Raw genomic sequence first — 26,655 nt, 5'->3', positions numbered from 1 at the left:
GCTTTTTGCGCAATTTTGCCTATGCTTATTGCTTTCCCTCTAGTAGTTCATTGTTATACACAGTCTTGATAAACATGAAAAGCCGACTTTAAATGAAAGCCTGAGCTTTATTCAGGTTTTTTGAGCAATTAAAAAGCATAAAAAATGAGAAACTTAGGTGAAATCAACATAAGCCCAGACATTAAGGCGTTTTCAGAAAGTATTTTAATTTATTGTCAGTCATTCAATGGAATTCTGGACGAACAATGCTGGAAAATTTTACCTAGTATTAAAATTTTAAAAAATATCAGGTTAAAAGCGAACCGAAGTCCGCTTTTAATCATCAGGTTGTTTAGAAGAAACCAGCAGGCTTGGTCGAATAGCTCACCAAAAGATTTTTGGTTTGCTGATAGTGATCCAGCATCATTCTGTGATTCTCACGTCCAATGCCTGATTTTTTATAACCGCCGAAAGCCGCATGCGCAGGGTAAATGTGATAACAGTTGGTCCAGACCCGGCCGGCCTGAATGGCACGGCCAGCACGGTAGGAGGTATGCGCCGAACGCGACCAGACACCGGCACCGAGTCCGTAAATCGTATCATTGGCGATCTTGATCGCATCATCAAAGTCTTTAAAGGTGGTCACAGCCAGTACAGGCCCGAAGATTTCTTCCTGGAAGGTCTTCATGTCATTGGTGCCTTTAAAGATGGTCGGTTCAATATAGAAACCTTGACCCACTTCATGACGTGCTTCACCACCGGTCAGGATCTGTGCGCCTTCTTCACGGCCAGTGGCAATACAACCCAGAATCTTGTCCTGCTGTTCCTGTGAGGCTTGCGCACCAATCATGGTGTCGGTATCTAACGGATGACCAGTCTTAATCCGTTGCACCCGCTCTACTGCACGCGCCAGAAATTCATCGGCAATACTTTCCTGTACCAAGGCACGGGAAGGACAGGTACAGATTTCACCTTGATTCAGGGCAAACATGGCAAAGCCTTCCAGAGCTTTATCCAGATAATCGTCTTCCTGATCCATAATGTCAGCAAAGAACAGATTCGGTGATTTACCGCCAAGTTCCAGCGTTACCGGAATAATATTTTCAGTTGCATACTGCATGATCATTTGGCCGACGGCGGTTGAACCGGTAAAGGCAATCTTGGCAATACGGGGATTGGTCGCCAGTGGACGGCCAACTTCGACTCCGTAGCCATTGACGATATTCAATACGCCTGGTGGCAAAATGTCCTGAATCAGTTCAGCCAGTACCAGAATACTGACCGGAGTCTGTTCCGCAGGTTTCAGCACAATACAGTTGCCTGCAGCCAGGGCGGGTGCCAGTTTCCAGGCGGCCATCAGAATCGGGAAATTCCAGGGAATGATTTGTCCGACTACACCAAGCGGTTCATGGAAATGGTAGGCAATCGTATCTTCATCAATTTCGGAAATGCCGCCTTCCTGCGCACGAATACAGCCGGCAAAATAACGAAAATGATCAATGGCCAGTGGAATATCGGCAGCCAGTGTTTCGCGGACCGGTTTGCCATTGTCCCAGGTTTCTGCCACAGCCAGCAGTTCCAGATTTTGTTCCAGACGATCTGCAATTTTTAGCAGGATATTGGAACGGGTGGTCGGCGATGACCGGTTCCATTGTTCCTTGGCTTTGTGTGCTGCATCAAGTGCCAACTCAATGTCTTCTACAGAAGAGCGCGGCACTTTGGTAAAGACTTTGCCATCTACCGGAGAGATATTGTCAAAGTATTCACCTTTGACCGGAGCGACCCATTCGCCGCCAATGAAATTATCGTATTGTGCTTTAAATTGAATTTTTGAACCGTCAGTATTGGGGTCTGCATAACGCATAATCTATTCCTTTATATGATTGTTAGTGGTGCAGGTCGAGCGCATGTTGCCGATCAAAAAATATAGGCGCTTCTGCATTCAGCTCTACTATAAAGAGGGAAAAAGACGGGCGGTTGTTTGTTTACAGGCTTGCTACAAAAGACAATATTTGGAGACAAGCAGTAGAAGAATAAAAGTTATAAATTTTCAAGCCTTAAATTTAAAAACAAGGGCTTATAGCATTTATAAAACATCGAAAGATTGGCATATTTTCAATGTGCTTGATTACATTCCAACCTAATAAGGATTCAAAAGAAGCCAAGCAGGAGAAATGAGGGTAAGTTTCATTTCTCCTTCCACGTTTATCTAAAGCCCTTTGTCATGCAGCCATTGAAACAGTTGCTGATAAACCTGCTCACGCACAGATTGCTCTGAAAGTACCAGATCATGTAAACCCTTCCGGATACTTTGAACCGTGACATCGCCTTTAATTTTTTTGGCATATTTCTGAATGTCTTTAATCCCTAAAATTACATCGCTGCTCTGTGCGGCTTTACCCCATTTTTTAGGATATAAAGTCTGATGCGAATGCATGATCAATACCGGAACATCGAGCTGAACACCGCGATGAATTTCTTTCTGTGCCTCATGAATGGCACGAATAAAACTGATCCGAACCATCGGATAGCGGGTCTTTTTCCAGTCCAGACTGAAGTCCCATTCGCCTTTTAAATCCTTATGCAGGCTGGTGGCATACCACTTGTTCAGCTCGCTTGGAAATTTAAGATTGGGAAAAATTTTGGCCAGTCTGCTCAGTTGCGGAATGCCAAGCGCACGTTTAATCGGATTCATATTGAAGTCATAAAATGGACTGTTGACCCAAAGTGCTTTAATTAAAGAATGCTGCGGATGATGTGCCGCATACAAGGTCGTGGTCAGGCCGCCGGTAGAATGACCACAGAGCAGGGCAGCATCGTGACCCTCGGCTGCTATAATGTCGAGTGCCTGGGTAATTTCTGCATCATATTCAGCAAGGTCATACACGTTATAATATTTTTGATGCGGCAGAATCGAACGGCCGTATTTTCTCAAATCCAGCGCATAAAAATCAAAACCATGCTGATTAAAGCGCTCTGCCATTTCGGTCTGAAAAAAATAATCGATAAAGCCGTGAATATATAGAACTGCTTTTTTTGTAGGTTGGGCTGCTTTTTTACGGATCAGGGTTGCTACGACTTTGCCCTCATAATCATCGGGAAAGTTTAAGGTCGCTTGCTCATAACCTGTCCCCAAAATATCGGGCTGATAAAGCGGTTGCAGTTCACTCATTGTTATACTCGTTGGTCTTATTAAATTTATGCTTTATCCTTGATGAGCTGAGGTTTTTTGTCAAACAGATCTTGCTGCCGATTTAAATTAAAAATACGAATAGGGATTAATTTTAGAAACCGTCCAAAACCTAGGCTGAAAATGAGTGTTATCAGATTATAAAATCCTGCTACAAGTATTATAAATTTGCTAAATGACCTAACAGCTTAAAATCAGGCTAAGCTATATAAAATAAACAAAGTGATGTGACTATTTTGGCAGAACTGCCGAAGATTGATTAGATGAGTTAAATAATGCCCAGAGAAAATTTGAACAGTAAACGCCCTTTATATATTCCTTATGCTGGAAATACTCTGCTAGAACTCCCACTACTCAATAAAGGCTCTGCATTTTCTGAAGAAGAGCGTAGAAGCTTTAACTTGCATGGCTTGATTCCTCATGTCACCGAGACGATTGAAGAACAAAGTCAGCGTTCTTATCAGCAGTATTGTGCTTTTAGCAGTGATATTAACAAGCATATTTATTTGCGGAATATTCAGGATACCAATGAGACCCTGTTTTACCATCTGATTGAAAATCACCTCAGTGAGATGATGCCGATTATCTATACCCCGACTGTGGGTGAGGCATGTCAGCGCTTTTCTGATATTTATCGCCGTCATCGTGGGATCTTTATTTCCTATCCTGACCGTGATCAGATCGACCAGATTATTCACAATATCAATAAAAAGAACGTGAAAGTGATTGTGATTACAGATGGTGAGCGCATTTTGGGTCTTGGAGATCAAGGCATCGGTGGTATGGGGATTCCCATTGGAAAACTGGCACTCTACACCGCATGTGGCGGGATCAGTCCGGCCTATACCTTACCGATTACTCTTGATGTCGGTACCAATAATCAGCAGTTGTTAAATGACCCGATTTATATGGGCTGGCGTGAACCACGAATCAGCGGCGATGAATACTATGCTTTTGTCGAGACGGTGATTCGGGCGATTCAACAGCGCTGGCCAGATGCCTTAATTCAGTTTGAAGACTTTGCACAGAAAAATGCCATGCCTTTGCTGGAAAAATATCGTGATCGAATCTGTTGTTTTAATGATGATATTCAGGGCACCGCAGCAGTGTCTGTCGGCAGCCTGATTGCTGCTTCGCGTGCAGCAGGTAAACAGCTCAAAGATCAGGTGGTTACTTTCCTGGGTGCTGGTTCAGCTGGTTGCGGGATTGCAGAACAGATCATTAAGCAAATGGTTGCTGAGGGTTTAAGTGATGCTGAAGCGCGTGCACGCGTGTTTATGGTCGACCGCTTTGGTCTGATCACAGAAAATCAGCCGAATTTACTGGACTTCCAGCGCAAACTGGCACAGCCTCTTGAAAATGTAGAAAGCTGGGCAGATGCTGAGAGCATGATTTCTCTGCTAGATGTAGTTAAGCGTGCCAAACCGACGGTACTGATAGGCGTATCTGGACAGCCAGGTCTATTCACTCAGGAAGTGATTGAAGCCATGGCTGAAAACAGTGTGCAACCGATTATTTTCCCTTTATCCAATCCGACTTCCCGCGTAGAAGCTGTTCCGGCAGATATCTTGCAATGGACCAAGGGCAAAGCGTTGATTGCGACGGGTAGCCCATTTGCACCAGTGAATTATCAGGGGCAGATTCATCATATTTCACAATGCAATAACTCTTATATCTTTCCGGGCATTGGTTTGGGTGTAGTTGCTTCAGGTGCAAAACGTGTCACGGATAATATGCTGATGGCCTCGAGTAATGCCTTGGCGGACTGTTCTCCGAAACTGAAAGATCCTCAGGCAGATTTATTGCCAAATCTGGATTGTTTACAGTCGATTTCGAAGCAGATTGCCTTAAAAGTGGCGCTTGCTGCGATTGAAGATGGGGTAGCACCGAAAGTCAGTGTAGAAGAATTGCAGTTGGCTATTGAACGTAATTTCTGGACACCGCAATACCGTAACTATCAGCGAATTACCTTTTAATTATATTGGAAATGGACTCTGTATTGTGGCTAGTGGTTTGCTAGCTTGAGTTTATCTGATGCGTTGGTGAAATATAAAAAGCCCTGATCTTTTGATGAGGGCTTTTTATATTGTCGTAGGGGTGGCATGGTCACATCTTGGTTATAAAATCAGAAAGTACTTTAAGAATTTGTTATTGAGTGAAACAAAAATGAAAGGATCATTTAAAAAAATAACATCAACATAAAAAAAGCCCCGATCTTTCGATCAGAGCTTTTTTAGAATCTGGAGCGGGAAAGGAGACTCGAACTCCCGACCCCAACCTTGGCAAGAGTCACCGACATAAAATACACTAAATAACCTCATTGGTATTTTAATAAACCCTATATATAACAGCTATATAGGGTTTTTATTTTGTGTGGTGTAATTTAAAGTAGGGTGGGGTACTTTTATTTTTGGTCACTAAGTATGATCTGGTAATCAACAATAATTACCGACATATATTTCTCTGTCTAAGGGAGGTTTACTATTTGGTATAATATTATGATGAGGTTAGGGCTTTGACTGCTACGATTTCTGTTTGGCCTTTTGGCGTAAGACATACAAATATAAGTTTTCTACTTTTTCACGTGCCCATGGGGTGGTACGCAAGAATCGCAATGATGATTTAACACTTGGGTCTATGCAAAAACATCTAATTTCAATTTTACGACTCAAACCTTCAAAGCCACCGTAGTAATCCAATAATTCATCCAAAATGTCAGCAAGTTTTTTACCGTGTAAAATGATCATTGGAGGTATTCATAATAGATCAATCGTATTTTGGGTGACCATTATTATAACTTGGGCTAGTTAGAAAACTAGAGAGAGTTGGAATGTAGATAATGATGGACTGAATAGCTATCCAAATTCTAGGCAGACATAATCATATTTTGGACTGCCACTGCTGTCCCACAATTTTTATAAGAGGAAGCTTAAACGAGCTTCCTCCTGATTGATGGGGGCTTTATTGAGTGAAATAATGCTTTTAAGGTTTTATTTCAAATAAATTTACTTGAATTATTCTGAGTAAGAGCTGAACTGCATTAGTTCAGAGTTAATCTGATTTTTTTTATCGTAGGAAAGAAAATTATTTCACCTGATCTTAAAATAATGTTTTTCAGTAACCAGCTTAATTTTTATTTGTTTATAAAGACGCTCTTTAGGGTCTTCTTTTGATTTTGTGACTTTATCAGCAAATTTCTTATCTAACATCAAGGCTGCATATGTTTTGTAACCTATTTCCAATCGGTCTATCTTATTTCCTTCTTGTTCAAACTCTTCAATTAATTTATTGACTTTTTTTACGCTGATATCACTCATATCTTTCAACCATTTAACTTTGGGTTCTTTTAATCTAATCTTTAATTATTGAGATTAGATTAAAGTACAAAACGCATTTAAGGGCTAATAGCTTATGGAGTAATCAGCCCAGGTTAGTTAACCCGAATTGTGGATAAGAAAAACTTGAAAAATAAGAGGATTAGAGCCATCAGTTGAGTTACCACACCAAACTAAAGCTTTAGCCCCGATGTTCAATAGTACCGAATTATTCTGCGTAATTGATGATTTCTTTCTGAAATTTGAAGCAACTTATTGGAAATTTTTCAAATAAAGTCATCAGTCTATAAGAATTTGAATAGCCCAACTCAGCCTCTCAGAAATTAGTTTTATCGTCATTTGGTATATTTAGGACTTGGAAAAATCAGGCTTCATAAAAATGTCATAATTCAGAGATATTAATGTCATCGAACTGGATTAAAAAAGAACAAAAAACCCACAATAGAAAGCTGTTATGACTAAAAAAATATCCAGACGTGAACTGCTTAAGACCTCCATTGCAGGCTTCGGTGCTTTGTCTTTACCCATATCTTTGACCGCTTGTGGCAGTGATGATGATGCTTCAGATCAAGCTCTGGCACATCCTAAAGTCGCTTTTAAACATGGGGTGGCCAGTGGTGATCCCTTACAGGATCGGATAATTCTATGGACACGCTTAAGTCCGGAAGATGAAAACCTGCGTTATCAGGTACAGTGGGAAATTGCTGCCGATCAGGATTTTCGTCAGATAATCAATACAGGACAAGTTGAAACCAGTCGGTCGCAAGATTTCACGGTTAAAGTCGATGCGGATCGTCTATCGGCAGGGCAAACTTATTTTTACCGTTTTAAGTGTGCATCGGTATATTCATCTGTCGGTCAAACCAAAACTTTAGCCACACAAAGCAAGCTGGTGCAATTTGCCGTTTGTTCATGTTCCAATTATCCAGCCGGATATTTTCATGTCTATCAGGAAATTGCCAAGCAAGACCTAGATGTGGTGATTCATTTAGGGGATTACATTTATGAATACGGGATGGGTGGTTATGCGACTGAACAGGCTGAAGCATTAGGCCGAGGTCTGGCTGCAGACAATGCTGAGGAAATCATTAAACTGGAAGACTACCGCAAGCGTTATGCCTTGTATCGAACTGATGCGGACTTACAAGCAGCACATCAGCGCCATCCATTTATTGTGGTCTGGGATGATCATGAGCTGACCAATGATACCTGGGAGCAGGGTGCGGAAAATCATGATGTTTCAGAAGGTGATTTTTTTGCACGTAAGCTGGCTGCTTTGCAGGCCTATTTTGAATGGATGCCGATTCGACCAGTGTCTGAAACAGATCATTTGAATATTTATCGCCAGTTTAATTTTGGTGATCTGGTTCAGCTGAATATGCTGGATACTCGTATTTTGGCGCGTAACAAGCAATTGCAATATGCTGACTATCTTACCGCGACAGGACTAGATGCCAATAAATTTCAGACAGATTTGCTCAATCCGACGCGTACCTTGTTAGGACATACACAACGTGAATGGATACTGAAACAACTCAGCCAATCGAATGCCGTCTGGAATGTGCTGGGTCAGCAGGTGCTGATGAGCAAGATGCTAATTCCGGCCGAAATTCTGGCTGTTTTGGGGCAGATCACCAGTGGTCAGGCCACTGCAGATGTGTTGCTACAAGTGCGTCAGATGCTGACAGAACTGGTAGGCCTAAAAATACGCTATCTGCAAAATGATCCAACTTTGACAAAGGCAGAATTAGCCAGAATACTGACTGTTGTGCCTTATAATCTTGATGCCTGGGATGGGTACGTCGTGGAGCGTGAGGTGATTTATACGGCTTGTAAACAGCTGAATAAAAAACTGATTGTATTTGCAGGAGATACCCATAATGCCTGGAACTCCACTTTGAGAGATCAAGCCGGCAGTACAGTCGGGGTAGAACTAGCGACCAGTTCAGTTTCATCACCGGGTATGGAGAAGTATTTGCAGATTCCCTTAGCCCAGTTACAGGAATTTGAAATGGCATTTACTACGCTAATTGATGAGCTGAATTATTGTAATTTGAATCAACGCGGATACTTGAGTGTTGCATTTACCCCGGATCAGGTACAGGCGAACTGGATTTTTATCGATAGCATCCAGAATCGTAGTTATCAGGTTGATCAAAGCCGTGCGTATCAGCTTCAATTAGATCATGAATTAAATGAAATCAAACCGTTAAAGCAAACTGCCTAAGCTGCTTAGAGTTTAAATATCCGGGCCAATGCCCGGATATTTTTTTATAACATTTCATCCCTATAGCTATCAATATCCAGATGTTTGATCGTATTTGCAATACTGATGCTCATATTTTAGTAGCCGCGTATATAATCCGGCAAAGTGAATTAATTGCTGTTTTAGTTCGGCATACCGAGGATCATGGCTTGAATAAAAACGTAATTTTAGTCGTAGCAGGCAGGTTTTTTATAAGCCTAAAAAAAAGATTTTATGTAATGGGAACAAAAATCATGGCAGCCAAGGCCCAAGGAATTAAGAGCTTGGCTTTGTCCCTGATTCCGCGGATTTTAATCTGGGGATTTACGCATCGTTATGTGCATATCAACTCACTCATCAAAATAAGCCAAAAATTCAAATTATAGAATCAGTGGCTTAAACAGGATTCGGGTTAATTAAGATGTATGGTTTAATAAGTGCTGTTGTGCGATATACATGGGCTTATCCAAACTTGGTGTACATTGAATCCACGTTCCATCTGCTTGAAGTTCCCATGCACGGCGGTTATCTTGAAGATAATTCATTAAGCCATCTTGCAGAATTTGTTTACGAAGTTTTTTATCTTCGATTGGGAAACAGGTCTCGATACGAGAGAATAAATTACGCCCCATCCAATCTGCACTGGCGCAATAAAGCTTGTTTTCGCCCTGATGGTAAAAATAATAAACCCGGGTATGTTCTAAAAAACGTCCCACAATTGAGCGGACTCGAATATTTTCAGAAAGCCCTTTCACTTGTGGGCGTAAGCAGCAAATTGAACGGACAATCAAATCGATTTGAACACCCGCTTGAGATGCTCTATATAGGGCATCAATTAGTTGAGGTTCAGTTAAGGCATTTACTTTAATAATAATCTGCGCTTTTTTGCCTGCTTTGCTATTTTCAGTTTCAATTTCGATGAGTTCAATCAATTGAGAATGCAGAGTAAATGGTGCATGAAAAAGTTTTTTCAATTTGACCATTTTCCCCATGCCCGTGAGCTCCTGAAAGACTTTATGGACATCTTCACAAATATCAGCATCACTGGTCAGTAGTCCATAATCAGTATAGATTTTGGCATTCATTGCATGATAGTTACCTGTGCCTAAATGAACATAACGTTTAATTTTGTCTATTTCACGACGCACGATCAGAATCATTTTGGCGTGGGTTTTATAGCCAACGATCCCATATACAACAACCGCCCCAGCTTCTTGTAATAGATTGGCAACTTCGATATTTGACTCTTCATCAAAGCGAGCACGTAATTCAATCACTGCTGTGACTTCCTTACCATTTCGTGCCGCTTCAGCAAGAACTTGCACAATTTCAGAATGTACACCACTCCGATAAAGGGTTTGTTTTATGGCTAACACATGTGGATCATGGGCTGCCTCTTTCAGTAGCTTAATGACCGGAGCGAAAGAGTGAAAAGGGTGATGTAATAAAACATCTCCGGTTTTTAATACCTCAAATATGGATTTTTTCCCATACAACACTTTCGGTAATTTTTGTACATGGGGAGGAAAACGTAACTCTGGCAAATTGAAGTTCGATATAAAGCGCGCCAGATTAAGCGGGCCGTCAATACGATAGAGTTGCTCTTGCTTAAGATCAAACTGTCTAAGTAAATAATCAATAATATTTTCAGGGCAATTTTTAGTCACCTCAAGTCTTACAGCCCGACCAAAGCGCCGTGAGGATAGTTCATCTTTTAAGGCAATTGCTAAGTCTTCAACATCTTCTGAGATAGTTAAATCTGCATTACGTGTGACCCGAAATTGATAACATCCAGTGGTGGTCACCCCTGGAAATAACTCATGAAGATGTTGCTGAATAATGGCTGAAAGTAGAATGTAGTGTTCATCCTCGCCAGAAATACTTTTAGGTAACTTTACTAATCTAGGTAATGATCGTGGTGCGGGAACAATCGCCAAATCAATTTTTCGTCCAAATGCATCTTTACCTTCTAGGGTTACAATGAAATTTAGACTTTTATTCACTAGCCGAGGAAAGGGGTGGGCTGGATCTAAACTGATAGGTGTGACCACAGGTCGAACTTCATTATGGAAATAGTCCTTAATCCATTCTTTATGTTTTTCGAGGATGTCACCATACTGAATGAAATGAACACCATGTCCTTGCAGTTGTGGTAAGAGATTATAATTAAGTATTTTATACTGTTCTTCGACAGCTTCGTGTGCAAGTTTGGAAATGGTGGTGACTATATCTGAGAGGAGTGAGTTATCTGGACGAGCTCTAGCATGATCTGAAAGTTCAATTTGTTGCATTAAACTGGCAACTCGTATTTCAAAAAACTCATCCAGATTACTTGAAAAAATAATTAAAAAATTTAATCGTTCAAGTAAAGGGTATTCAGTATCTTTCGCCTGTGCCAACACCCGCTTATGAAACTCAAATAGTGAGAGCTCTCTATTTATATACTTTTTTAACGGATGTGATGAAGAGTTTGAAGACACATTTAAGGTAGTCATTTATGGCTCTTATAAAGTCAGATTGCAGCGCTGAAGGAAGCTAATAGAAAATTCTTTAAAGCCTTTGAAAGAGGTTAATTGACTCTTCGTAAATAAAAAAATGACTAATTCTGTAGAAAGGCTAAGAATTAAACTTTATTCAACTAAGCATTCTGTGACTGTTTCATGACATATTTATGACATCGTACTGTATAGTTATTTCATCTGGGTAATATTCAGCCTTTTATCTGAATTTAGAAGAAAAGGGGCAACGTTGATTTAAACCGGGACAACTTGGGGGCTTAATAAGAAAAATTCTAGAAAAGCGATTTCACTAAAACTGTCATCAGTTATTCATAGTGATGTCATGTATAAAAACTAAGCTATTTTGAATTTTAACAACTGTTCAAAATCATTATGAATATAAAACCAAAAATATTGAGTTTAAGTTTAATACTTATGGGGTGCTCGTTTTCTGCACATGCACAATTAATGTTTAGTCAGTATATAGATGGTACATCTAATAAAAAGGGTTTGGAAATCTATAACCCTGACAGTTTAACAGTGAACTTAGCTGACTATGAGATTCAACAATTTACTAATGGTTCAACCACGAAATCTGCGACTTTTCAATTAAAAGGCTCATTGGCAAGTAAAGCAAAATACATTATTGGTCGAACAGAGTTGCAGGCAGTAATTGGTAATAAAGTCAATCAAGTGGCAGGACTTGCATTTAATGGAGATGATACCTTGGTCCTGTTTTATAAAGGTACTCCAATAGACCGTTTTGGTCGTGTGGGAGAGGATCCAGGTACTGGTTGGGGAGTGGGTTTTAGTAGTTATCAAAATAGTTTGTCACGTACTAAAACTTCAAATAATGTAACTTCAATTGATCCTGCAACAGCATTTGAGTTAGAAAGCGAATGGTCTAAATGGTCTGATCGAAATGAGTTTTCCCAGTATTTAGATACAAGCGCGCCTATAACCTCCCCCGTTACTCCTATCAGTTGTAATACAGCAGATACGGCGATTGCGGACCTACAATCTGCCGCACAAAATCAACCATATGTTGTTCGTGGTGTTATTACCGCAGACTACCGTTATGACAATGGTTTTTCTGGTTTTTATATACAAACTCCCGATAGTAAAGCCAAATCCAATTTAAGTAATGCTATTTTTGTCTATCTTCCTGCAAGTAGTAAAATCACTGGAGGAAAAGTGGGTGAAGAGGTTATTTTAAAAGGTCGTTTAACCTCATATCAAAACCAACTCCAAATAGATCAACTTGATCAAAATATTCAAACCTGTAATACACAAGCATCCAATACAGTCACGGCACAGGCACTTAATTTACCGTTTACCAGTTTGACGGAGATAGCAGGAAATGTACCTAAACGCTATCAAGGGATGCTAGTTAAAATCCCACAAACTTTAACGATAAGTGAAAATTACAATTACGGTCGTTATGGTGAGCTATCTTTAAGTTTAGGTCGCTTGTATATTCCAACGAATCTATATCCTGCAAAATCTGCTGAAGCAGTTGCATTAGCCCAGCAAAATCTGCTTTCTAAAATTATCTTGGATGATGGCTATAATAATCAAAATAGAACACCATTACTTCCGCAAAACTTCAATGCCATAAATACATTAAGAACAGGTTCTGAACTGAAAAATGTTGAGGGGATTTTAGAGTATCGTTTTAATGCATGGCGAATTCAACCGATACAGGGGAAGGCACAACCTGAAATTATCAAGGATACTAATTTACGTCCTTCAACGGTGATTCCAAAAGATGTTAAACAAATTCGCGCTGCGGCTTTTAATGTCTTAAATTATGATAATGGTTCAGAAAAAGGTTTCCCAACAGAACGTGGTGCAAGCTCAGAAACTGAGTTTAAGAAGCAACATCAAAAAATTGTCAGTGCTTTAAAAACAATTGATGCCGATGTGTATGGGTTAATGGAAATCGCAAATAATGGTTTTGATGATAAAAGTGCAGTGGCATACTTATCGCAAGCCTTAGGTGCAGACTGGAAATATGTCATTCCAACCCAAATGACAAAATTAGGTACAGATGCAATTGCAGTTGCGATTATCTATAACAGTAAGCGCGTAAAACCTGTTGGTGAGCCTGCAGTTTATGATGATCAGACTGAAAAGAACCGTGTCACCATGGCGCAAAGTTTCCAATCTGTAAATGGTGGAAAAATATTTACGATAGTACCGAATCACTTAAAGTCGAAAGGCAGTTGTCCTACCGATAAAACTCTGGCCGATGCTGATCAGGGTGATGGTCAAGGTTGCTGGAATGCAACACGTTTAACTGCAGTACAAAAACTTATGCAGTGGATTGCAAAAAATCCAACACAAGTGGCTAAACCAAATTATTTGCTGGTCGGTGATATGAATAGTTATGCTAAAGAAGATCCGATTTTAGCATTAGAAAAAGCCAATTATAAAGTCTTGCTCAATGACGAAAAAATTGGACAAGGTAAAACGGCCTATAGTTATGTCTTTGGTGTTGCAAGTGATGCCAATGGCAATGGGGGCGCAGGAAACCTAGACCATGCAATTGCTGATGCAGACTTATATCCAATGGTGAAACGCGCTTTTGCTTGGCACATCAATGCTGATGAGCCGACAGCCTTAGACTATAACGAAGAATATAAAACAGATGAGCAAATTGCAGCATTCTATAGCGATGATGCATTCCGTTCTTCCGATCATGATCCTGTAATTGTTGATATGGATTTAAACGAAAATATATCGAGTAATCCTGATACAGGAAAAATAAGCGGTGGCAGCATGGGGATCTGGTCAATGTTAACCTTAACGGGCCTCGTTTTAGTTTCCATGATACGTAGACGTAAATTTTGATATGAGTTCATCGACTGTAAATTAAGAAAACTGACGAAATAAATTTAATCTATAAGGGGAAATTTCATATTTCTCCTTATTTTATTGAGTGCTTAAAAAATTAGCCAAGCAGTAATCAAACATATGCTTATTCAAAATTTATAATTTAAGCCTAGGGCATGAAATGATAAGTTCCCTAATGGGATAACTTAACCATTTGTTAAAAAACAATTAGAAAAAATAGTGAATGTCATGAATTTTAAACAGCAGACCTACATGATGTTTGTTTAAATTATAATCAGGTGGGGTGGTCATGTCTTTTAATAATAAACTAACTAGGTATTCGGGTTTTACATGCAGTTTATTAGTTTCTAGTATGTTTTTAACTGGGTGTAATAATGATAGTAAAGAAAATACGAATATAACGCCTGTTATTCCTCCTAAACCGCTGGAAGTCAATTTAGTACATATTAATGACAGTCATTCACATTTGGATGAGGAAAGTACTAAATTAATGCTTGAAACTTCGATGGGTAAACGTGAAGAAATACAAGTCTCTAATGGTGGTTTTGCACGCGTTGCTGCGTTGATGAATACCTTGGCAAGCACTGAGAAAAATCCAATAAAAATTCACTCAGGTGATGCCATTACTGGGGATCTCTATTTTACTTTAAAAGAAGGTGAAGCAGAGGCAGACCTCATGAATAGTGTTTGTTTCGATACGTTAACGCTAGGTAATCATGAATTCGATAATACGGATGATGGCTTAAAAAAATTTATTGGATTCCTAAATGATAAAGGTAATTGTGAAAATAAAACCCAAGTCTTGAGTGCAAATGTCGAGTTTGGAAAAACTTCAGCACTATACCAAACTAACCTTGTTAAACCTTATACAGTTATGGAAAAAGAAGGGCAGAAAATTGCTTTAATTGGTTTAACGATTGCCAATAAAACTAAAAATGCTTCTCGACCAAATCAAGATACTGTATTTAATGATGAAGTAGTTACTGCACAAAAATATATTGATGAGCTAAAACAGCAAGGCATCAATAAAATTATTGTTCAATCTCATTTAGGGTACGGGTTAGAAAAAGATTTAGCCACTAAATTGTCAGGCGTTGATGTCATTGTTGGCGGAGATTCTCATACCTTGCTGGCAGATGCGAAACTTAAAAGTTACGGTATAAGCCCAGAGGGTGACTATCCCACTGTATTAAAAAATAAAGATGGTGATCAGGTCTGTGTTGTACAGGCATGGCAATATAGTTATGTCGTCGGACAACTCAAAGTCAACTTTGATGCCGATGGTAAAATTGAAGCATGTGCAGGAAAAGCCAATGTATTGATTGGCGATGATTTTAAACGTACAGCTAAAGATGCTCCAGCATTGATGAGTACGGAACTAGATTCTATTAAGCGAGATATTGAAAATAGTAACTCCTTACGTATTGTACAGCCTGATGCTATAGCTTTAAGTATTTTAGAACCGTATAAAGTCGCTAAAAACTTATTAGGCAAAGAAAAAGTTGCCATTGCTAATGATAATTTATGCTTACGTCGTGTTCCAGGAATGACCAAAGATACATCACGTTCTAGTTTAGGTGATGTCTGCAATAAAGCAGATTTTATTAATCAGCATGGGGGTGATGTACAGCAGCTGGTTGCCGAAGCATTTCTACAGCAAGGTAAAAAATATTTTAATGCAGATATTTCAATCCAAAACGGAGGAGGGGTAAGGGTAGATCTGCCTCAAGGTGATATTACGGTAGAGAAAATTTATACAGTGCTGCCATTCAAAAATACCTTAGTACAATTAAATGCAACTGGCCAAGAAATTAAAGCAGTGCTGGAAGATGCCATGGATGCTGTTACGAGTAATAACACAGGCAGTTATCCATATGCGGGTGGACTACAATGGGATGTAGATTTAACTAAGGCAAAGGGTCAGCGTTTATCCAATTTAAAGGTTCGAAATGCACAAGGTCAATATCAGCCATTAAATATGAATCAGACCTATCAAGTAATTACCATCAACTTTCTGGCTGATGGTCAGGACTTTTACACAAGCTTTAAAGACATTACTGGTGAGCGTCGTATAGATGTGGGATTAGATTATGCAGAAGCATTTTTGCAGTATGTAGAAGGGTTACCTGGTGAAAAAGGGCAAAAGGCCTTGTCCCGATTGCCAGTTGAGCAATACAGCACGCAAAATTATAAAGAATAAAAAGGATTTATTGATAAAAGATAAAAATTTTGGCTCAGACCGATCCATAGTTTTAAAAAAAAGAAGCTCCATTGAGCTTCTTTTTTTTAAAACTATGGATTAGAGAAATATTACTTTTTAAATTTTCATTCAAATTAATTTAAAAGGGGAAGTAACTATTTCGATTCGTAAAGCATATATTTGGTCTATATAGTGCAATGGAAGTTGATTACATAGTTTTTGCTGGAAAATCTAAGGTTTGTCGTAATTTTTTGAAAGACGTTAAGTGATATTTAAGAATCAAATAAACTATTTTCATCATAGTGAAATAATTTGATTTTATATTTAGTGCAAATAAATAATACTGAATAATTAGTGATACAGCGCAAATTGATCTGTTTAATTTGGGAGAGTTAAACAGATTTTTTTCTTGAAAAAAATATCTAATCCCTAGCCGAAATTGTTACGGTACTAACAGCCCCGTCAAGTTATTGAGCGGGGTTTTTCTTTTCTTATTGGTGGTACACATGGATGCAGTCAATGCAAAGAGAACCTTAAATAAATTACACAATGAGTGAAAGAGATATGAAAACTTTGAACCGACATTTATAAACAGCTAACAGGTGATCACTATTGATGATAATGATGCCTAGTATTTACATGCCTATGAAGAATATTTAATCCAATATTAACCAGGAATATCTATTTAAATACAAATAGAACAGTGGGTTAATTTTTTAAAAAAGTCGCTCTTGGTGTAATACAGTCATAGGCTTATGTAGGGTAGCAGGTGATATGTCATCTAACTCATTAAGCTGAACAGATCGTGGGCGGCCAATACACGCTAAGCAAAACTAAAATTGCAGAGCATGACCATCTTTTACTGAATAGAGCTGCAGACGAGGAAAATCCTCTAGAGTCGATGGATATTTATCTATTGATGATTTTACTAATTTGAAAAGTTGAGGCTGTTGTTTAACATCTAACTTTTTTGCAAATCTTGTCCAAGTAAGTGCCAAAATTTGGCAGGAAATAAATCATTCAAATTATTTCACATTCAATAATTGATCCCACTTGAAGTAGTTTTGAGTTAGCCGATCTCTTGACATGTTCCAGGTTCTATTCGGTAACGTACTTGCTCCTAAAGCCAGCTTGGTTTTGCCAAACTTATGATGGATTTCCTCAAGTGAATCCATCAGGTTATTGTCTAAGCTTATTTGCTTCATGTCAGTGAACAGGTCATAAATATGGGAAGCTTTAGGCTCCAGGCACGTCAAGATCACGCCACATTTCTTAAAGGCAATATCTTTGGTATACAAGTCATCAATCATCGTGGTAGCAATTTTAGAGAACACTAACAGGTTGTCAGTAGGTTCTTGTAAAGTCACTGCAGCTGACTTGCTGTAATAAGGTCTATACGTGTCAAACGGGTTAGATTGTACGAAGCCAATTATATAACCACACAATAAATTTTCACCTCTTAAACGAGTAACTGCATCTTGCACATAGAGGCTCATAGCTTCTTTTAAGTCGTCAATATGGTAAATCCTTTGTCCAAAAGAACGGCTTGCAACAATCTGCTTTTTTGGTGCCCGCGTATGCTCTAGCTCTATACATGAAACACCCTGCAATTCCAGTAATGTCCTATGCATGACGATAGAAAACTGATCTCTGATCATCAGAGGCGAAGCCATAATGAAATCCATGACTGAGTGTATCCCCATGTTGTTGAGCTTTTGGCTGTGCTTCCTGCCAACTCCCCAGATTTCACTCACTTCTATAGCTTGGTACAGATCTTCAGCAGAGCAAGGATCCATTGAAACTAGGTTGCATACACCGTTCAGATAAACATTCTTTTTCGCAATGTGGTTTGCTAGTTTTGCTTCTGTCTTAGATCTGCCAATGCCAATACATACTGGTAAACCAAGCCAAGAAAAAATACGCTGACGAATGTGCTGGGTATAGTCAGTTAAGTCGTAATTTCCCGCATGGGCTGTCAGATCGAGAAAACATTCATCAATAGAGTAAATCTCCTGTTCTTTAGGAGAAACAAAGTCGGACAGGACTTTCATGAATCTGCGTGACATCTCTGCATACAGGGCATAATTGCTAGAAAGCACTTGGACCTGATGCTGTTCAACGATGTCCTTGATCTGAAATAGAGGAACACCCATCTTAATGCCTAGGTCCTTGGCCTCTTGAGAGCGGGCTACAGCGCAGCCATCATTATTAGACAGGACAATTACTGGTTTATCTTTTAGACCAGGGTTAAAGATGCGCTCACAACTCACATAGCAATTATTAATGTCTACTAAAGCGTAGATTTTCTGAGAATATATGGTCATTGGGCAGGAAACCAATAAAGAAATTAACGATTTCTAAATGACTTAATGACAAAAGTAACCACACCCCAAATCACCATTTCCTGGCCATCTTGCAGATGAATGTCTGAGCAATCTGGATTTTCAGCTTTAAGCCAACGATAATTATTTTCGATCATTAAGCGTTTTACAGTGAAATCATTGTCGATCAGTGCAATCACGATGTCTTCATGTTTGGCGTCAATACTTCGGTCTACAATCAGTTCATCATCAATCTCAATACCTGCATCTCGCATAGAAAGTGAAGCGACTTTCACCACAAAGGTTGCTGCTTCATTTCTAATCAAGTGTTCATTCATGTCTAGAGTTTTATCTACATAGTCTTGGGCAGGGGATGGAAAGCCAGCAGCGATTTTCTCAGCGGCTAAAGGAATTTTCATGTAGGTGGATGACTCTACAACAGAGATTGAAGCAATATCATTAAAGCACGGGTTTTCTGTCTTATTGAGATAGTTTTTAATCTCTATAATCTTAGAGAGGGGCACTCTTAATGTTTTTGTAGGCTCGTTATATTTCAGTTTTCTACCTGCACCTTCTCTGATTCCACCACGATTATTGTTCATAATCTACCTACTATTTGATTTTGTGACAAAATCAAATATTAACTTTAACTCTTTGTAAAAACAATATAATTTGGATGAATGGTTAAGGTGAAATTATAAATTCCCGGAACTTATAGGCCTTATCTTTTGTTAATTCGCGGCATACTGAGTAACTTCTATTGAAGTTTAAGAGATCGTGGTCTGCCAATACAGGCTAGATGTAGACAAAACTTAAATGCTGCAAGAGCATGGCCATCTTTTACCGAATAGAGTTGCAGACGAGGAAACTCCTCTAGAGTCGATGGATGTTTACCTGTTGATGCTTTTGCTAATTTAAAAAGTTGAGGCTGTTGTTTACCATCTAACTTTGTTTGCAAATCTTGTCCAAGTAAGTGCCAAAATTTGGCAGGAAATAAAGCCTTAACTTGGGAGTAAAAATGTTCGAGTTGATCGATATCCTTCCAGCGGTAATGGATACCGGTATGTGATGCGGTCACTCGAGTTAAAAATACATTTAGGACGTATGCAATTTGTGCTGGATTTTTACGAGCTATTTTCTGTAGATGTTCAAAAAAATATGTCACTGTATAAAGCTCTTCAGCGCTATCAAGCATTGCTGGTTTTAAGTGGATTGAGCTATCAATACTAAATAAACGGGGATTCCCTTTTTTTGATTTAATGTCTGCTAAATTTAGGGCATTTTCATACCAATAATTGACAAGCTCTTCTGGTAAACACATTTTTTGAGATACAGCTTGAGGATCGTTGTGAATCTCTAATTGATTTAAGGTTTCATAAAAGCGTTGAAGTGAAATTTTAGAGCCTTCTGTGCCGGCGAAGAAAGCAAAAAAGTCATGGGATTGATTTGTTTGTACTGACAGTTCTGCAAGAATGTCAGTAGCATTACTCTGAAGCCAGTTTGTTTGATCATTCAATAATATAGTGGCTAGAACGGCCTGATTTTTCTCAAAATTAAAGTTTTTTTCATCCTTTGTTATTTTCAAATTTTTATATGTTGCATTGTAGCCCATGATTTTTTTAGCCAGTTCATTTGGCATATCTGGATGATGTTTTAGTAGTTTTTGACCAGCAATGAGATAACTTAAGTGAATATAACTTTTGAAAGTTTCAATGGGTTCTATATGCCCTAAAAGATGTGCGATAACAAACCAATGGTTTTGTCCATGTTGATTTTGAAGAAGTTCATCTCGAATTTTTTGATATTCGTTTTCGCTATAGTCAGTTAGCTCTTGCACAAGTGGCGCATATTCACAGTTAAGTACAAGTGATAAATGATTCGCTGCAGTGTGACGAAAAGAGTGAAATGAATAATGATGTCCTTTAAACACGTGATTCATTATCAGTTTTAGGGGCACAGTGACAGTGTGTCGATTCAGTTTTTTATTTTCATTTAAATTGCTGAATAAATATAAACTTTTCTTATTCTCTAAACGTTTTTCAACAATAAAATCGCTAAAAAATTGGTATTCATCGTCTTTAAGCAAAGCGTAGGCAGGCACAATGCGTTCCGCACTATCAGTTTTGAGCAGATGTTGATTTCCTTGTTTTTTCGAACCATACGGTTGAACCCAGATGGAAAATTGATCTAAACCCTCGATATCTTTTACACGTAACCCGAGGATTTCGTTAATACGCATACCAGTACGGTAAGCCAAAATATAAATGATTTTTAATAATTTATAGTGATGGTCTGAGATGGATTGGTCATGTAAGAGCTGATTTAACTTCTTTAATATGACCTGGAAGGCTGTATGACCTATGATGCGTGCCCGAGGTCGACTTTGCGATGCGATAAATTCAAGTTCGAAATCTTCTGCTTGAAAAACAATTTGCTGGAAGGTGTGGAAACGTTTCAACATGCGGATCGTTTGGGAGTTAGATTTTTTAAACTCAGGTTGATCTGCTTCATCAGCAAGTCGTGTATTGCTAATGATTTGTTGATAGATTTTGTTCAGCAGATCATTAATGTCATCGTCGGCATCGAAGTATTGCAAGGCATGAGTTAAAAACGGTTCTGCAATCCGGGTGTAATATGTATAGATTGAACTATCTGCGAGTTTTTGATTATATTGAAATGCCTTCGTGTACTGAGTTGTATCAAAATCAAAAGTGGCTGATAATTTTTTTATTTGCTCTGAATTTGGTCGATACAGACTGATGAGCCATAAGATAATACGCTTAGAAAACTTATTAAACTGCTCTTGGTGAAGCAGGCAAAAATCAATAATAAGTTCAGCAATGGGGTGTTCCGTTGATGGTGTGCGAATAATTTTCAGCAAGTTTTTATGAATAAGTATGATATTTTCTACTGCTTCAGACGTATTGAGATCTGGTAGGGCTTTGGCGGTAGAAGAGACATTTTGTTCGATTTCATCACTTAATTGAGTTTTGAGTTTTGGGAATGCAAAATTTTCAAACTCATGTTCAGATAAACCACACGTGAGCGTGTTTTCTAACAAACATTGTGAGAGGGCAGGATCAATATCTGCATTGTGCAGTTGTACCCAATTAAAATTGGCATAGTCACGTAGAAATTTGAAAGTCTTTTGGGTGTATGGATGTTTTATTTTTTGAAAAATGAGGTGTAGATAAGCATCCACGTCTAGACTGATGTCACGAATTTGCCTTGTGTTGAAGTGAATGAGCCAAAGTCGTGTGAGTTGATCTGGAACAAAATTACGCGATTTTCGAATTGTTTTCTCATCGACAAATAGATCGCCATAGCTTGGAGAAAATGGCTCTAAAAAGATGATATTTAAATCGCAAATTTTTTGGATTTTTACGGGATTCTTTAAATGTTCAAGTAATGCATTTAATGTTGCTGTTTGACTTAGTCCACCATATAGCATTGAGCAAAGCAGAATATTTGCAATAATTTCTTCATCAGAAAACGTCGAGCTATCTTGAGCAAGAATCCAGTAGTGCCACAGTTTTTCGAGGATGATGTCAATTTCATGACCGGCCTGGATCCAATCCAAAGTGAAAATTGGTTCATCGCGTTTCATCTCGAAGGTGAGATAAGGTAGTGGGAGGTCTAGGTTATTGCTCTTATTGAGGTCTTTGATATATGTTCGGAAGAATTCATGTGCATATTTATTCCAAGCCAAATTTGGTGCTTTACGTTTAATAAACTCATAAATCGCAGGATAAGCTTGAATTAAGTCTTCAGTTGAGAATTTTTGTTCATCAAAGTATTGGCGGAGCTCACGTTCTGCATCAGCTCGTAGATTCTTTTCTAATTCATTACGTTGAAGTTGACGTCTGTCTTCTGCATAGCGTTTTTTTGAGATTTTTTTATTGCGTGAGGACATCAACTTCAACACCTGTAATTTTAAAATACGTTTTCATTTGCTCTAAAACATCTGCAATTTTGGAAAATTGAGAGAACGATAAACTAGAAAATGGATGGGCTGCTTCTTGTTGCATGAGCTCATGTCCAAAAAGTGCCAAAATTTCAGGTTCAGAAACTTTATGAGTCAAAAATGCACGAGCTGTGTGGCGATGCCAGTTTGCATGATCAAGACCTAATTCTGGATGAAATTTTTTTACTGAAGATGGGCTTAACGGTATCCAGTCATTATTCTGAATGATTCCCAAGAGGGGGAGCTTACTCATTTTGATTTGTTGTATGACATCACTTAAAGCTGGTTGACTCATCATGATTTGAGTCGAAAAATATTCTAAAAAATTAAGAAATTTTTTTATCTCTTCAACTAAAAATGGACAAAGCGGAATGAGGCGTCCGAATCCATTGCGGCCACCAATTTCTTTGTCTGAAACCATCAAAATTTGGCGTTTTAAATTAAAGTTTTTAAGAAATCCAGGGAATTCAGCAACGGGGCGTGCTGCTGTAAAAAGAAGAAGGATATGCCATAACCAGATGTTGTAATGATTAAAGATTGAAATTAGGTCATCTTCGGCTTGTGAAAAAATATTAAATTTCAATACAGCAAAAATCTCTGTAATGACTTGTGGCTTGGGAGCTTTACGACTACCAAAATAAAGTGTTGAATCAGATGGTGAAGTGGTAACACCACTTTCATATTTACGCACTATATCCGTACAGAGTGATTTTAAAATATCGAGATATTGTGCGTGTAAACGCGGGATATTCTGATGACAATAAGAAATAGACGATGACTGATTTGCATCAATCCCTGTAACTAGGTCTGCAAGTTGTTTATTACCTGTTTTTTCAAGAACCGTGTGATGCAGTAGAGAACTCACCTTTACGACAGACAGTTTTGGAATCAGTAATTCTTGTCTTAATTTGCGTAAATATTGCTGTATATCATCGATACTAACCGAATCCATTTTGCGAAGATCCTCTATGAATAGATTCGGAATTGGAATGTCTAAATAGATAGTCTGATTGAGCAAGCTGTCCGAATACTTAAAATTGCGGTTCTCAAATATATTAAATTTACTGCGTAAGAAGAACTGATCATTTTTATGGAGCAATTCTTGGCGGTTATTTAATTTTTTAGCTCGCTTGCTTTCTATATATAACCACTCATTCACACTATTGCCTGTTAAAAATGCAAGTATCAGGATCAAAGCACTTTTATTTTGATGTTCAGAGTAGTCCACATGAAGTCTTTTCAGTAGATGGTTCACGCTAGATGGATTTGGGAAAAAACTACTCGACGTGAGTAAATGTTCTTTACGTTGAATATGTTTTGCAACGAGTGGTAGAACATAACTTTGAATCGTTTCTGAATGTGCTGCCAGTGGTGTGACATGAGTTAGATTGACAACAATTTGCCGACTAACTGGCTCATCAATTAACGTTTCTATATTCAGTGCTTTAGATTTAGCACTTTTTTTTATTTCTACACTTTCTTCAATGAATTGTTCTTCATCAAGAAATTGATGTTGAAGCTGTGTACCGATACTTGCACGTGCAATCTTCGCTTTGTTTTTTAAAACGTAGTTGAAGGTAACACGAATATCATTGAGTAGATTACGGTCAAACTCAGGCAATTCATCCTTATCTAATGTGATCAGATGTTGAATAAATTGTTCTAAGCTCAGCGTTGGATCTTGAAGATAGGTATTCCAGAGACGTTGATACTCTTCTGTATTTTGATATTTTTTTTCAGTATCTAAATTTTTATTCGCATTCCTAAAGCGCTGAAATAAGCGCTTTATGGTATTGAAGTGTTCTGTGTGTGCTTGTTTAAAAAGCTCTGGTTTAAGCTCAGGAAGAGCAATTAGATAAATTGCCGCTTTTAAAACTAAAATATTCCAATTTTTTGCATGCGTCTGCAATTCAGAAAATTGTGCAATTGAATTGATGTATGACGTAATAGGTAAATCACTAATCTTAACTTTTTTCGTGAACGCGATTACCGGAGGTGTCGGCAGTTGCGAATCAAAGTCTACATCGATGTCAAAGCAATCGAGATTGAGACCATCTAGACAGTTGTCAGTCTGTTGAGAAGACAATAGTTCAATCACAAAGTTGATATGTTGTGCACGTTCAAATTGCTCATCACCGAACAATTTTTCAATTGTTTTTTTAATTGAAACCATTGGTAAATCAAAATGTTCGTTTAGATCATTAGACATTTAAGATCTCCAAATTTTTTCTGCACTCAGATCGCTATTTGAGTGATCTAAGAGATCTTTTACACATCTGCTGTGTAGTGATAATTCATTAAAAATCTGTGTACGTTCTTGCTTGATCTTTTCCATCCGCTGATTGAGTTGGTTTCGAGAGCATGAAAGCAAGTGTGCAAGTAACTCTAGGCTCATTTGATGGTGTGGCTTCAAAGATGATTCTTTGTTAAGAGTTAATAGTGTTTGACGTGAAAGGTGTGTATTAATCAAGTGCAATGTTTTTCGTGGGTTCAAAGGCTTAATGTCAAATTTTGTAGATTTGATGAATTGAATAAATTCAAGACTGCATAACTCTTTCAGAAATAATAATTCGTCATCTGAAAAAGATTGTTGATGATGAATAATTAAAGTGACTTCTTTGATATCATTCTTTAAGTAGCTAAGATATAAGTGAATATTATTAAAAACGGTGTAGCTATCAAATTCTGGAGTTTTCCAGACATGAAGTTCTTTTATACGATTAGAAATATCTAAATCTACTGCGAGATTTTTCCACATATTTAAGTAGCATAGATTGAAACCATAAGCGTGTGGATGAATGGTGATTCTGCTTTTTTTGAAATTTTTTACAGTACTTATCTGTGTTGCTGGAAACTTTAAAAGTAGTTCAGATGTCAAATCCATAAATGTCATTGAATAAAAATAATACAGTAATATTCACGGATATTTAGAGTTTTTGAATATGGCAGGAAGCATCATTTTTTTCTTGATTTTAAAGTTTTTTTATTATTGAAGGTTTCAAAATTTCCTACTCGATAGGATACTCACTATTAGTTAGCTATATTTGTGAATTGGCAAAAAATAACATGTTTCTATTATGATGTTCACATAGCAGATTACAATGAATACAGTAGGGATGAGTACAGTTGATTATTACAATAACAATGCTCAAATTTGATCTTTTTTAATGGTAATTAAAACCAAACAGGAATCAATTTTTGATAATTATGTAGACAAATTTAATTTGATTGATATCGGGAGCCGTATATGGAAATTAAACAACTGAAACAGGTAGAAGTCGTTACAGATATTGTATGTGATGTATGCAACCAATCAACGAAATTGGAATTTGGAACTTTATCTGCGCATTGGGGCTATGGTTCTAAACATGACGGGGAAAGATATGAATTGCAGTTATGTGAGAAATGTTTTTTTTATGCACTTGCGACATTAAAGAAAGAGCGAGCAGATGAGTTTATGTTTGATGAAAACTTTGACCCTTCAACCCTAGATGGGTTTGGGTTGAAGTGAACCTATCATCGCGACAGGTTCTAAGAATCCAGAAAATAATGATTCAGATCCACGCTAGCAGCTTCATTTTTAATGGCGAGTAAGGGATTCAGGAAAAGTATTTTTCTTTGCTTCGAGGTCACTGAGTTCGGAAAATGCTTGAATACCGCCTGCGGCTTTAATTCCATCTAAAGCGACAGATAGAGCTGCCTGATCTGACGGGAATGTTTCATCCCATACAGTAGAAGTACCACTTTGGTTCACCACTTCCAGTGTCCAGTCACTATCAGGTAATCGATAAATTAGAACTTCAATTTGCTCATTATCCTCTTGTAAAATTTGAGATAAGGGAGAATCGATTAAATCATTTTCATCATAATCCAGAGTATTGTCATTATCAGACATTAGCGGCAGCCTTTATTGTATTTAACATCCGTCCATAGTAATGAATGAATTAAATTTTGCCTAGCAGTGGATATTATGGGACGCAGATTCAAATCCCAAGTGCAACACATTTGTAGTTAGTTGAAAAAGTTAGGTGTATTCATAGAATCATTAGACTTTTTCAACTCGCAAT

Annotated in this window: 15 protein-coding genes and 5 pseudogenes; 7 read left to right on the top strand and 13 right to left on the bottom strand. The window is 38.1% G+C overall.

Translation table 11 applies throughout. The features are described 5' to 3' along the window. Positions 1 to 331 precede the first annotated feature (331 nt). Positions 332 to 1,843, bottom strand: a complete 1,512-nt coding sequence (gene exaC / locus NI469_RS04130; protein WP_253174467.1) for an acetaldehyde dehydrogenase ExaC — start codon at positions 1,841 to 1,843, stop codon at positions 332 to 334. Between the two features lie 345 nt (positions 1,844 to 2,188). Then, entirely contained in the window at positions 2,189 to 3,151 is a 963-nt protein-coding gene (locus tag NI469_RS04125; RefSeq protein ID WP_174894076.1) for an alpha/beta hydrolase, read from the bottom strand. A gap of 293 nt (positions 3,152 to 3,444) precedes the next feature. On the opposite strand from NI469_RS04125, the gene NI469_RS04120 reads away from it, so the two are divergent. After that, the gene (locus NI469_RS04120; RefSeq protein ID WP_004280930.1) at positions 3,445 to 5,145 is read left to right on the top strand and encodes an NAD-dependent malic enzyme; all 1,701 of its coding nucleotides are present in this window, start codon (positions 3,445 to 3,447) and stop codon (positions 5,143 to 5,145) included. A 546-nt stretch (positions 5,146 to 5,691) separates the two neighbouring features. Here NI469_RS04120 and NI469_RS04115 read toward each other — a convergent pair. Next, positions 5,692 to 5,929: pseudogene (locus NI469_RS04115) on the bottom strand (VF530 family protein). A gap of 329 nt (positions 5,930 to 6,258) precedes the next feature. Continuing rightward, the gene (locus NI469_RS04110; RefSeq protein ID WP_005264607.1) at positions 6,259 to 6,486 is read right to left on the bottom strand and encodes a hypothetical protein; all 228 of its coding nucleotides are present in this window, start codon (positions 6,484 to 6,486) and stop codon (positions 6,259 to 6,261) included. 208 nt (positions 6,487 to 6,694) lie between these two features. Between NI469_RS04110 and NI469_RS04105 the strand changes: the two are divergent. Both NI469_RS04105 and NI469_RS04100 read left to right on the top strand, forming a co-directional pair. After that, positions 6,695 to 6,799, top strand: a pseudogene (locus tag NI469_RS04105) (IS982 family transposase); the annotation flags it as partial. Positions 6,800 to 6,958: 159 nt separating this feature from the next. Further along, on the top strand, positions 6,959 to 8,731 hold the full coding sequence (locus NI469_RS04100; RefSeq protein ID WP_005264608.1) for an alkaline phosphatase D family protein: 1,773 nt from the start codon (positions 6,959 to 6,961) through the stop codon (positions 8,729 to 8,731). Between the two features lie 44 nt (positions 8,732 to 8,775). Here the strand turns inward: NI469_RS04100 and NI469_RS15905 are convergent. After that, a pseudogene (locus NI469_RS15905) lies at positions 8,776 to 8,959 on the bottom strand (hypothetical protein); the annotation flags it as partial. 100 nt (positions 8,960 to 9,059) lie between these two features. On the opposite strand from NI469_RS15905, the pseudogene NI469_RS15970 reads away from it, so the two are divergent. Next, positions 9,060 to 9,149: pseudogene (locus NI469_RS15970) on the top strand (IS982 family transposase); the annotation flags it as partial. A gap of 16 nt (positions 9,150 to 9,165) precedes the next feature. On the opposite strand, the gene ppk1 reads toward NI469_RS15970, so the two are convergent. After that, positions 9,166 to 11,244, bottom strand: coding sequence for a polyphosphate kinase 1 (gene ppk1, locus NI469_RS04090; protein WP_005264611.1), 2,079 nt, complete (start codon positions 11,242 to 11,244; stop codon positions 9,166 to 9,168). A gap of 393 nt (positions 11,245 to 11,637) precedes the next feature. Between ppk1 and NI469_RS04085 the strand changes: the two genes are divergently transcribed. Together NI469_RS04085 and NI469_RS04080 are read left to right on the top strand one after the other, a co-directional pair. Beyond that, a complete protein-coding gene (locus NI469_RS04085) occupies positions 11,638 to 14,100 on the top strand; it encodes an ExeM/NucH family extracellular endonuclease (RefSeq protein ID WP_407595355.1) in 2,463 nt (820 codons plus the stop codon). A gap of 292 nt (positions 14,101 to 14,392) precedes the next feature. Then, positions 14,393 to 16,303 (top strand): bifunctional metallophosphatase/5'-nucleotidase, encoded by a 1,911-nt coding sequence (locus NI469_RS04080; RefSeq protein ID WP_253174466.1) that lies wholly within the window; start codon positions 14,393 to 14,395, stop codon positions 16,301 to 16,303. A gap of 716 nt (positions 16,304 to 17,019) precedes the next feature. Here NI469_RS04080 and NI469_RS15965 read toward each other — a convergent pair. From NI469_RS15965 to NI469_RS04055, 6 genes and pseudogenes are all read right to left on the bottom strand, one after another. Next, positions 17,020 to 17,318: pseudogene (locus NI469_RS15965) on the bottom strand (hypothetical protein); the annotation flags it as partial. 10 nt (positions 17,319 to 17,328) lie between these two features. After that, entirely contained in the window at positions 17,329 to 18,627 is a 1,299-nt protein-coding gene (locus tag NI469_RS04075; protein WP_253174465.1) for a Y-family DNA polymerase, read from the bottom strand. A 23-nt stretch (positions 18,628 to 18,650) separates the two neighbouring features. Further along, positions 18,651 to 19,226, bottom strand: a complete 576-nt coding sequence (locus tag NI469_RS04070; protein WP_005105086.1) for a LexA family protein — start codon at positions 19,224 to 19,226, stop codon at positions 18,651 to 18,653. Between the two features lie 155 nt (positions 19,227 to 19,381). Beyond that, complete coding sequence (locus tag NI469_RS04065) at positions 19,382 to 22,537, bottom strand: site-specific integrase (RefSeq protein WP_253174464.1); 3,156 nt, start codon at positions 22,535 to 22,537, stop codon at positions 19,382 to 19,384. Further along, positions 22,521 to 24,797, bottom strand: a complete 2,277-nt coding sequence (locus NI469_RS04060) for a hypothetical protein (protein WP_253174463.1) — start codon at positions 24,795 to 24,797, stop codon at positions 22,521 to 22,523. Before NI469_RS04060 ends, NI469_RS04065 begins: the two co-directional genes overlap by 17 nt. Then, complete coding sequence (locus NI469_RS04055) at positions 24,798 to 25,472, bottom strand: hypothetical protein (RefSeq protein WP_005108362.1); 675 nt, start codon at positions 25,470 to 25,472, stop codon at positions 24,798 to 24,800. It abuts the gene before it with no gap. 363 nt (positions 25,473 to 25,835) lie between these two features. Between NI469_RS04055 and NI469_RS04050 the strand changes: the two genes are divergently transcribed. Further along, positions 25,836 to 26,099: a hypothetical protein gene (locus NI469_RS04050; protein ID WP_174498903.1), complete on the top strand. Its 264-nt coding sequence runs from the start codon at positions 25,836 to 25,838 to the stop codon at positions 26,097 to 26,099. A gap of 69 nt (positions 26,100 to 26,168) precedes the next feature. On the opposite strand, the gene NI469_RS04045 is transcribed toward NI469_RS04050, so the two are convergent. Beyond that, positions 26,169 to 26,483: a hypothetical protein gene (locus tag NI469_RS04045; protein WP_253174462.1), complete on the bottom strand. Its 315-nt coding sequence runs from the start codon at positions 26,481 to 26,483 to the stop codon at positions 26,169 to 26,171. Positions 26,484 to 26,655: the final 172 nt, after the last annotated feature.

The organism is Acinetobacter lwoffii, assembly GCF_024129735.1.
GTDB lineage: Bacteria > Pseudomonadota > Gammaproteobacteria > Pseudomonadales > Moraxellaceae > Acinetobacter > Acinetobacter lwoffii_H.
Note: the sequence above shows the minus strand (reverse complement) of the source record. Positions and strands in the feature narration are given on the sequence as shown.

Bases quoted from the DNA above. Each gene is read 5' to 3' on its own strand.
- exaC (WP_253174467.1), bottom strand. From the start codon at position 1,843: ATGCGTTATGCAGACCCCAATACTGACGGTTCAAAAATTCAATTTAAA.
- NI469_RS04125 (WP_174894076.1), bottom strand. From the start codon at position 3,151: ATGAGTGAACTGCAACCGCTTTATCAGCCCGATATTTTGGGGACAGGT.
- NI469_RS04120 (WP_004280930.1), top strand. From the start codon at position 3,445: ATGCCCAGAGAAAATTTGAACAGTAAACGCCCTTTATATATTCCTTAT.
- NI469_RS04110 (WP_005264607.1), bottom strand. From the start codon at position 6,486: ATGAGTGATATCAGCGTAAAAAAAGTCAATAAATTAATTGAAGAGTTT.
- NI469_RS04100 (WP_005264608.1), top strand. From the start codon at position 6,959: ATGACTAAAAAAATATCCAGACGTGAACTGCTTAAGACCTCCATTGCA.
- ppk1 (WP_005264611.1), bottom strand. From the start codon at position 11,244: ATGACTACCTTAAATGTGTCTTCAAACTCTTCATCACATCCGTTAAAA.
- NI469_RS04080 (WP_253174466.1), top strand. From the start codon at position 14,393: ATGTCTTTTAATAATAAACTAACTAGGTATTCGGGTTTTACATGCAGT.
- NI469_RS04075 (WP_253174465.1), bottom strand. From the start codon at position 18,627: ATGACCATATATTCTCAGAAAATCTACGCTTTAGTAGACATTAATAAT.
- NI469_RS04070 (WP_005105086.1), bottom strand. From the start codon at position 19,226: ATGAACAATAATCGTGGTGGAATCAGAGAAGGTGCAGGTAGAAAACTG.
- NI469_RS04065 (WP_253174464.1), bottom strand. From the start codon at position 22,537: ATGTCCTCACGCAATAAAAAAATCTCAAAAAAACGCTATGCAGAAGAC.
- NI469_RS04060 (WP_253174463.1), bottom strand. From the start codon at position 24,797: ATGTCTAATGATCTAAACGAACATTTTGATTTACCAATGGTTTCAATT.
- NI469_RS04055 (WP_005108362.1), bottom strand. From the start codon at position 25,472: ATGGATTTGACATCTGAACTACTTTTAAAGTTTCCAGCAACACAGATA.
- NI469_RS04050 (WP_174498903.1), top strand. From the start codon at position 25,836: ATGGAAATTAAACAACTGAAACAGGTAGAAGTCGTTACAGATATTGTA.
- NI469_RS04045 (WP_253174462.1), bottom strand. From the start codon at position 26,483: ATGTCTGATAATGACAATACTCTGGATTATGATGAAAATGATTTAATC.